The following is a 7,794-nucleotide window of genomic DNA, read 5'->3' as shown; positions in this document are numbered from 1 at the left end:
TCGTCGAGAAACTCAGGACCTTGAGGATCTTCTCCGACGAGGCAGGAAAGATGAATCGATCGCTGAGCGACATCGGGGGATCTATATTGCTGGTGTCCCAATTTACCCTTCTGGCCAAAACTCGGCCGACGCCCATTCCTCGTATTGGCCAGAAGGGTAAATTGGGACACCAGCAATATAGATCCCCCGATGTCGCTCAGCGATCGATTCATCTTTCCTGCCTCGTCGGAGAAGATCCTCAAGGTCCTGAGTTTCTCGACGATGAAGCGCCCGTCCGATTCCCCGTCACCTTTCGCCACCCCGAGCAACACTAGCAGTCCTTCGCCGATCTTGCCGACCACTCGGCCATCAACTTCCACGGAAGCCCGTGTCACCCTTTGAATCAAAGCCCTCATGACTTCCGTTCCCTCCGGCAAATTCTTGAGAGCGAGCCCTCCAGAGCCAACAAGCGTCGTTTGGCAGGAAGCCCGCATGAGAAACCTCCCAACGAGCCGTCGTGAGCCACGATACGATGACAAGGAACCACGATCGGCAATGGATTGGCACCGACAGCTCCGCCGACTGCCCTGGCATAACGTCGTCCGCCGATGGAAGACGCCAGTTCCCGATACGATCGAAGTTGACCGTAGGGCACGGTCTGTAGTGCCTTCCACACACGCTGTTGAAATATCGTCCCCTGCGACAGATCGATTGGAAGATCGAAGGACTTCCTCGTTCCTGCGGCATATTCGTTTATCTGCTGTTTCGCCCGACGAAGCCGCGGTGAATCCCTCTCCTCCAGGCATCCATCGGAAATGGCTCGAAGGCTCCCTCCTGCCTCTGCCTTCGAGGCCTTCGAAAAGACGATGGCTGCTATACCGCCCGCAGATTCGGCGATTCCGACCCAGCCGAGGCTCGAGTGAAAGAATACCGCCCTGCTCATCGATCTTCCTACCTTCCCAGCATACGGCCGAATTTCTTGCGAACCATGTCCCACACCAATTCCAATTCCTCTGAGCGCAGGAGCGCGTGGACTCCGAGATACCCACACACACTCAGCCCGATCGCAACGGTTAACATGACGGACTTGGCAATCCATTCATCGGGATGGGTCCAGACTCGCGCCTCTGCGACCCAGAGACAGGACGCGACCAGCGGAAGGCACGCGATCAACACACGGAAGGCCGAACGGCCAACTGATCTCCACTCCACACCGCCTAACCGACGATTCAGCACCGCCACCAAAATCCCGCCATTGACCATAGCGGCCAGTGCCGTCGCCAAGGCCAGACCCGCCGCACCCAACGGCGACATGAGCAGCAGGGAGAAGACAATGTTCGCGACCACCGCAATGGCGGCCGAGATTGCCGGTATCTTCGTGTCTTGCAGCGAGTAAAAGGCCGCCACAATAATCCGTACGCCGCCGAATGCCCAGAGACCGACCGCATAACAGAGCACAGCCATGGCCGTTTCGGCTGTGTCATTCGCATTGAAGGTTCCGTGTTCAAAAAACAGATGCACGATCGGCTGGCGAAGAAAAATAAGCCCCAGCATCGCCGGCAACATGATGAACACGATCATCCGTAAGCCGAATCCCAGTGTCGTGCGGAGTTCATCCAACGCGCCCCGAGCGGCCTGCGCAGACAGTGTTGGCAAAATCGCCATGGCCAGTGCCACGCCGAAGATCCCGAGGGGAAACTGGATCAACCGCATACCGTAAAACAGATAGGTGGGAGCTCCGGTAATAAAGGACGCGAGTATTGTGCTTACCGTCAAATTGATTTGCGTCACGGACATGCCGAGCAGAGATGGCACCATCAATTGGCCCATACGACGCACGCCCGGATGACCCGGTTCGAATCGCCACCCGAAGAGCAAGCCACGAAGCTTGAGACTTGGGAGCTGCATCGCAAACTGCGCGGCGCCACCCGCGACGACGCCGATCGCAACTCCGATGATCGGCTGCTGCAGCATAGGGGAGAGAAACAGGGCGCATCCGATGACGAAAATGTTTAGAAACAGAGCGGCACATGCGGGCGCCGCGAAGGCGCGAACGGAATTCAAGACCCCCATTGCAACGGCTGCAAGGCTGATGAACAGAAGATAGGGAAACATGACGCGGGTCAAAAGGGTGGTGAGCGCTAATTTCTCAGGAGATTCATGAAAGCCGGGGGCGAGGGCTTGGACAAGCCAGGGCGCTGCGAGGATGCCGACGAGTGTGACGAGCGTGACGAGTGTGAGCAAGGTCGTGAAGGCCGCGCTGGCCAGCTCCCAGGCCTCCCGTTTTGACTTCAACGTATGATACTCGGTGAAAACGGGAATGAAGGCGGAGGACATCGAACCTTCTGCAAAGAGTTCGCGCAACAAACTGGGAATACGGAAGGCGACAAAGAAGGCATCCGCCGCCGGGGTTGCCCCGAAGAGGCGAGCGAGCACCATGTCACGAATGAATCCCAGGATTCGACTGGAAAAGGTCGCGATGCCGATCACTCCGGCGGCCTTCACAACCGAATGGTTTTCGCCTTGAGTTGAATCAGACAGGACGGTGGGCTCGGACATGGAACCGGATTCTAGCGGAACGGTGACGGGCAGTCTATCGAAGTGCGCATAATCGATTTAGCACCGGTCGATAGGGCAATTCGTCGGCATGGCCACCTGCCGTTACCGGATAGGAACGGCCTAGGGTAGCGCTGCAACGAAAATGGTGGTGGATTTCGACAAGGAAATCTTTATCCAGATAGGCAAACTAAAACTTCACGGGAATAGTCGGCACGTCCAGAGACCTTTGGAGATGTTCGGCTGCCTGGGCCTGTACGAAGGCCAGCAGTCGCTTGTTCTCCTGCGCGGCGCGAAGAAACTTGAAGGCGATGCCTCTCGTGCTGATCGAGCGCACCATCGCGGCCACCTCCAACGGCTGCTCTTGATGGCCCGTGGCGATTTCCAAATAGAAGATGTCGTCGATGCGCACCTGCGTTTCGCTCTTGATAATGCACCCGCCCATCGAGAGATCCAGCACAGTTCCTTCCCCTCGAACTTTTCCTCCTGAAAAAGACAGATAGAGCCGCACCGGTATTCTCAAGTGTTCGCGACGATCGATGGGAGGACTCTGATCGTTCAACCCGATGCGGGAAGCCAGGAACCGGCAGCTGCAACGGTGACAGGTAAAGGGAGATACCATGAAAAGCGAGACAATGCGCTCGCTGATCGACAGAGGGCGAGATCTCCGCACGCTCTCATGACGACATTGGGGACAACGTAGCAGTCGACCCATTGAGCAGCAACCTCACGATCCGTATCAATGCATGCAGCACCCTTGGAACATCGGCGAAAAGAGGCTGCCGTTGTCGCAATACTCAGATTCGGGATAGTGTTCATCGTTGGGCATGCCATCTGATCTGTCAAGAAAACAACAGGTTTCGGATGGCCTGCAGAGAGAAAGAAACTCGGTGTTCAGACGGACTGATTAATGCGATTCGGCGTGGGGATCGGACTGGATGCCGGTCTGGTGGCCTGGTTCGGCAATCGTCGCCCTGAGAAATTCGCGATTGAGCAGTGCGATGAACCGGACGCTGATGGACTTCGGGCAGACGGCTTCACACTCATACTGATTGCCACAAGACCCGAACCCTTCCCGATCCATGGCCCGCACCATGTCCTTGGCTCGTCTGGGTCGCTCAGGATCGCCCTGCGGCAGCATGGCCAGGTGCGAAACCTTCGCGGCAGCGAACAGCATGGCCGACGCATTCTTGCAGGCCGCCACGCAGGCGCCGCAGCCGATACACGAGGCCGCGTCCATTGCCGTTTCCGCCTGATCCTTTCCGATCAACAAGACATTTCCATCAACCGCACCGCCCGTATTGACCGAAACGTATCCGCCGGCTTGCATGACACGGTCCAACGCGCTCCGGTCAACCACGAGATCTTTGATGACGGGAAACGCCTTGGCTCTCCAAGGTTCGATCGTAATCGTCGCTCCATCAGTGAAACGCCGCATATAGAGTTGGCAGGTGGTGATCCCCCGGTCCGGCCCGTGTGGGATACCGTCGATCACCAGCGAGCAACTGCCGCAAATGCCTTCACGACAATCGTACTCGAACGCGATCGGCTCTTCCCCTTTCAACAACAGGCTCTGATTCACCACGTCCAGCATTTCAAGAACGGACATGTCCGGACTCACATCCTTCGCCTGATAGGTCACCAGTCGACCTTTCTCTGATGCTTCCACTTGTCGCCAGATCTTGAGCGTAAATTTCATAGATCCTGAGCCCTCATACCCACCGTAGTCATCAGTGCTCGTTCCGGCTCCTTACACTTCGCTTCTCACCTTTCACTCCTATTGATAGCTCCTGGTCGAAGGCTTGACGAATTCGAACAACAGCGGCTCCTTGTGTAGTACTGGCAGGCTATTCGGGACATACTCCCACGCTGCAACATAGGCAAAGGTGCCGTCATCGCGCAGCGGTTCCCCTTCAGGAGTCTGATACTCTTCACGAAAATGCGCGCCGCACGATTCTTCGCGATGAAGCGCATCGCGACAGAGAAGTTCCGCAAATTCCAAAAAATCCGCAACTCGCCCCGCATATTCCAACGCCTGGTTGAACGCTTTTCCCGATCCCAGTACGGCCACATCATGCCAGAATTCCTCACGTAAGGGCGGGATGGTCTGCAGCGCATGTTTCAAGCCCGCATGGTTTCGTGCCATTCCACATGCGTTCCACATGATGTGCCCCAGCGCCCTATGAAATGAGGCAGCCGTCCTCTTCCCACGCCCCGCAAGCAGTCGTGTGATCCGGCTCGTCACACGATCTTCAGCCGCCCGTACGTCTGCATGGTCGGGGGAAATCGGTATGTTCTTCGTAGTAGCCAGATAATGGCCGATGGTGTAAGGCAGAATGAAATAGCCGTCCGCCAACCCCTGCATCAACGAGCTGGCTCCCAGCCTGTTTGCACCATGATCGCCGAAATTAGCCTCCCCGATGACGAAGAGCCCTGGAATCGTGCTCATCAAGTTGTAATCGACCCAGAGTCCTCCCATTGTATAGTGCGGTGCGGGATAGATACGCATCGGCACCTTGTAGGCATCTTCGCCGGTGATCAGCTGATACATATCGAAGAGGTTGCCATAGCGCTCATGTATGACCTCCAAACCCTGTTCCGCAATGGCATCCGCCAGATCGAGATATACGCCATGGCCCCCCGGCCCCACTCCGAACCCTTCGTCGCACTGTTGCTTCACGGCACGGGATGCTACATCGCGCGGCACCAGATTGCCGAAACGAGGATAGCGGCGTTCCAGAAAATAATCCCGTTCCGATGCTGGAATTTGCTCGGGCGAGCGCGAGTCACCCGGCTGCTTCGGCACCCATAATCGCCCGTCGTTCCGCAGCGACTCGGACATCAGCGTGAGTTTGGCTTGATATTCTTCGCTTGGAGGAATCGCCGTCGGATGAATTTGCGTGAAACTGGGATTGGCGAAGGCCGCGCCTTGTCTCCACGCTCGGTACGTCGCGGTCACGTTGCTTCCGCTCGCGTTTGTCGAAAGGAAATAGATATTGCTATAGCCGCCGGTCGCTAAAACCACTGCTTGCGCGAGATAGGTCTCGATGGCTCCGGACACCAGATCGCGCGTGACAATGCCCCGCGCATGGCCATCGATGACGATCAGGTCCAACAGCTCCGTCCGAGGATGCATCGTGACTTGACCACGCTCAATCTGCCAGGAGAGCGCTGAATACGCTCCTAGGAGCAATTGCTGTCCTGTCTGACCGCGGCAGTAAAAGGTTCGAGAAACCTGCACACCGCCGAACGACCGATTTGACAACTGGCCACCGTATTCGCGTGCGAACGGAACGCCCAGCGCGACGCATTGATCGATGATCTGAGTGCTGACTTGCGCAAGCCGGTACACATTCGCTTCGCGTGAGCGGAAATCACCGCCTTTAATTGTATCGTAGAAGAGCCTGGCGACACTGTCCCCGTCATCCTGATAATTCTTCGCCGCATTGATTCCGCCTTGAGCAGCAATGCTGTGCGCTCGGCGCGGGCTATCGTGAAAGCAAAAACAATCTACTTGGTAACCGAGTTGCCCAAGCGTGGAGGCCGCGCTGGCTCCGGCCAAGCCGGTTCCGACAACAATGATGTTGATATGGTGTTTGTTATTGGGGCTTACTAATTTTTCACTGAACCGATGGCGGTCCCACTTCGTTTCGAGCGGTCCTGAAGGGATCTTGGGATCAAGAACGATCATTGATGTACAACTCCAACGGCGATTGCCAAAACGATGGCGCTGTTTCCCACAGCCACCGATAGGGCCACTGCAGGACCTGCTCCCCTGAACAGCCGATCAAGCAACGGATGCTCCATGCCCAACGTCTGCAAACTGCTCGACAACGCATGGCTCAGATGAAGACCCAGTATGACCTGCCCTATCAAATAGATCACAACGAACAACGGATTCTGGAAAGCATGCACGACTTTGCCGAAAACATCCCGATAACCTTGAGCATCCAGCTGGTCCGAGAACGAGGGATCAATCCAACCGGCCGTCAGATGCATGAGATGGAACACAACGAAGAACAGCAGCAAGCTGCCCGTCAGGGTCATGGTGCGAGAGGCCAATGAAGCCTGCCTATATTCACGAACCGCGTAGCCCACTGGACGAGCGCGATGATTCTGTATGGCCAGCCGGGCAGCCAGAACGATGTGCACGCAGACGATACCGAGCAGACCCATCCTCGCCGTCCAGAGCAGGATTGGCATTTCACGAAGGAACGCGGCGTACCCGTTGAGCGCCGCAGCCCCCTGGAACACCTGCAGATTGCCAAGCATGTGGAACACGACGAACACGGCCAGACCAACTCCCGAGAAGGCGACGATGATCTTGCTGCCGATGGAGGTGAGAATATGGCCGAAGGAACGGATCATATCCGAGGCTCCACATGAAGACTGTGAGTATCCTTGTACCCTCCTTAGTGGCAGACCTCAAGTGGGGCTCATTTCACAAACTGCACGAGATGAGAGCGATCACATCTGCTCGGAAATGACGGAAGCTCGGCCGGCTAGATATCCGGTAGCCCAAGCCCAGTGGAAATTGAAGCCGCCGATACGACCGTCGCAGTTCAGTATTTCTCCGACAAAATAGCACCCTGGAATCACCCTCGACTCCATCGTCCGGTAGTTAATTTCCTCCAAGGGGATACCGCCAGCCGTCACCTCGGCAAAATTCCAGCCACGCTCTCCTTTAACGGGAAAAACAAACCTCGTAAGAGTGGTAATCAACCGCTCACGATCGGCACGACGTACCTGGGCGGTCGCTTGCTGCGGCTCGCAACTCACATGCCGGCACAACGCAACGGCAAAACGTTCGGGCAGGAGCAGAGCCAACGTCTTGACGACCGACCGCCGAGGATGACGCACAGCTTCGTCATTGAACCAGGCCTTCACTTGCTCCTGGGTCTGAGACGGAAGAAAATTACCGATAAGCTCTGCTGAATCGCCACGCTCCCGCGCCAGGGTCCAGAATCGGCTCACGTCCATGACGACCGGGCCGCTGATTCCGAAGTGCGTCCAGAGGAGACTGCCCGTGCGAGCATCGATATCTTTGCCATTCACTCTTACGGTCAGTTCCACACCTTGCGACAGTCCTGAGAGGGATCGGTGAAACATCCATGGTTCGAGCACCAGCGGCACGAGCGCCGGAACCCTGGGAGTAAGAGAATGGCCCAACCGTTTCGCAAGGGTGTACCCGAATCCGTCACTGCCTGATTTCGGAAGTGAGCGCCCTCCTGTAGCCAGAACGATCTTCCCCACGCGTTC

8 protein-coding genes are annotated in these 7,794 nt (G+C 56.7%); all 8 read right to left on the bottom strand.

The window, feature by feature from the left end; all coding sequences use genetic code 11:
* The coding region (gene dtd, locus ACWVCN_RS00690) for a D-aminoacyl-tRNA deacylase (RefSeq protein WP_455243580.1) at positions 1 to 395 on the bottom strand (395 nt) is incomplete at its 3' end.
* Positions 392 to 922: a methylated-DNA--[protein]-cysteine S-methyltransferase gene (locus ACWVCN_RS00685; protein WP_455243579.1), complete on the bottom strand. Its 531-nt coding sequence runs from the start codon at positions 920 to 922 to the stop codon at positions 392 to 394. The genes ACWVCN_RS00685 and dtd, both read right to left, overlap by 4 nt.
* Before the next feature lie 8 nt (positions 923 to 930).
* A complete protein-coding gene (gene murJ, locus ACWVCN_RS00680) occupies positions 931 to 2,538 on the bottom strand; it encodes a murein biosynthesis integral membrane protein MurJ (RefSeq protein ID WP_455243578.1) in 1,608 nt (535 codons plus the stop codon).
* Positions 2,539 to 2,725: 187 nt separating this feature from the next.
* On the bottom strand, positions 2,726 to 3,208 hold the full coding sequence (locus ACWVCN_RS00675) for a PilZ domain-containing protein (protein ID WP_455243577.1): 483 nt from the start codon (positions 3,206 to 3,208) through the stop codon (positions 2,726 to 2,728).
* A gap of 234 nt (positions 3,209 to 3,442) precedes the next feature.
* Positions 3,443 to 4,234: a succinate dehydrogenase/fumarate reductase iron-sulfur subunit gene (locus ACWVCN_RS00670; RefSeq protein WP_455243576.1), complete on the bottom strand. Its 792-nt coding sequence runs from the start codon at positions 4,232 to 4,234 to the stop codon at positions 3,443 to 3,445.
* 78 nt (positions 4,235 to 4,312) lie between these two features.
* Complete coding sequence (locus ACWVCN_RS00665; protein ID WP_455243575.1) at positions 4,313 to 6,226, bottom strand: fumarate reductase/succinate dehydrogenase flavoprotein subunit; 1,914 nt, start codon at positions 6,224 to 6,226, stop codon at positions 4,313 to 4,315.
* Positions 6,223 to 6,903, bottom strand: coding sequence for a succinate dehydrogenase cytochrome b subunit (locus tag ACWVCN_RS00660; RefSeq protein ID WP_455243574.1), 681 nt, complete (start codon positions 6,901 to 6,903; stop codon positions 6,223 to 6,225). The genes ACWVCN_RS00665 and ACWVCN_RS00660 overlap by 4 nt, the downstream gene beginning before the upstream one ends.
* Positions 6,904 to 7,002: 99 nt before the next feature.
* The coding region (locus ACWVCN_RS00655) for an aminoacetone oxidase family FAD-binding enzyme (RefSeq protein WP_455243573.1) at positions 7,003 to 7,794 on the bottom strand (792 nt) is incomplete at its 5' end.

It is taken from the genome of Petrachloros mirabilis (genome assembly GCF_975968855.1).
Note: the sequence above shows the minus strand (reverse complement) of the source record. Positions and strands in the feature narration are given on the sequence as shown.

Bases quoted from the DNA above. Each gene is read 5' to 3' on its own strand.
- ACWVCN_RS00670 (WP_455243576.1), bottom strand. From the start codon at position 4,234: ATGAAATTTACGCTCAAGATCTGGCGACAAGTGGAAGCATCAGAGAAA.
- ACWVCN_RS00665 (WP_455243575.1), bottom strand. From the start codon at position 6,226: ATGATCGTTCTTGATCCCAAGATCCCTTCAGGACCGCTCGAAACGAAG.
- ACWVCN_RS00660 (WP_455243574.1), bottom strand. From the start codon at position 6,903: ATGATCCGTTCCTTCGGCCATATTCTCACCTCCATCGGCAGCAAGATC.
- ACWVCN_RS00685 (WP_455243579.1), bottom strand. From the start codon at position 922: ATGAGCAGGGCGGTATTCTTTCACTCGAGCCTCGGCTGGGTCGGAATC.
- murJ (WP_455243578.1), bottom strand. From the start codon at position 2,538: ATGTCCGAGCCCACCGTCCTGTCTGATTCAACTCAAGGCGAAAACCAT.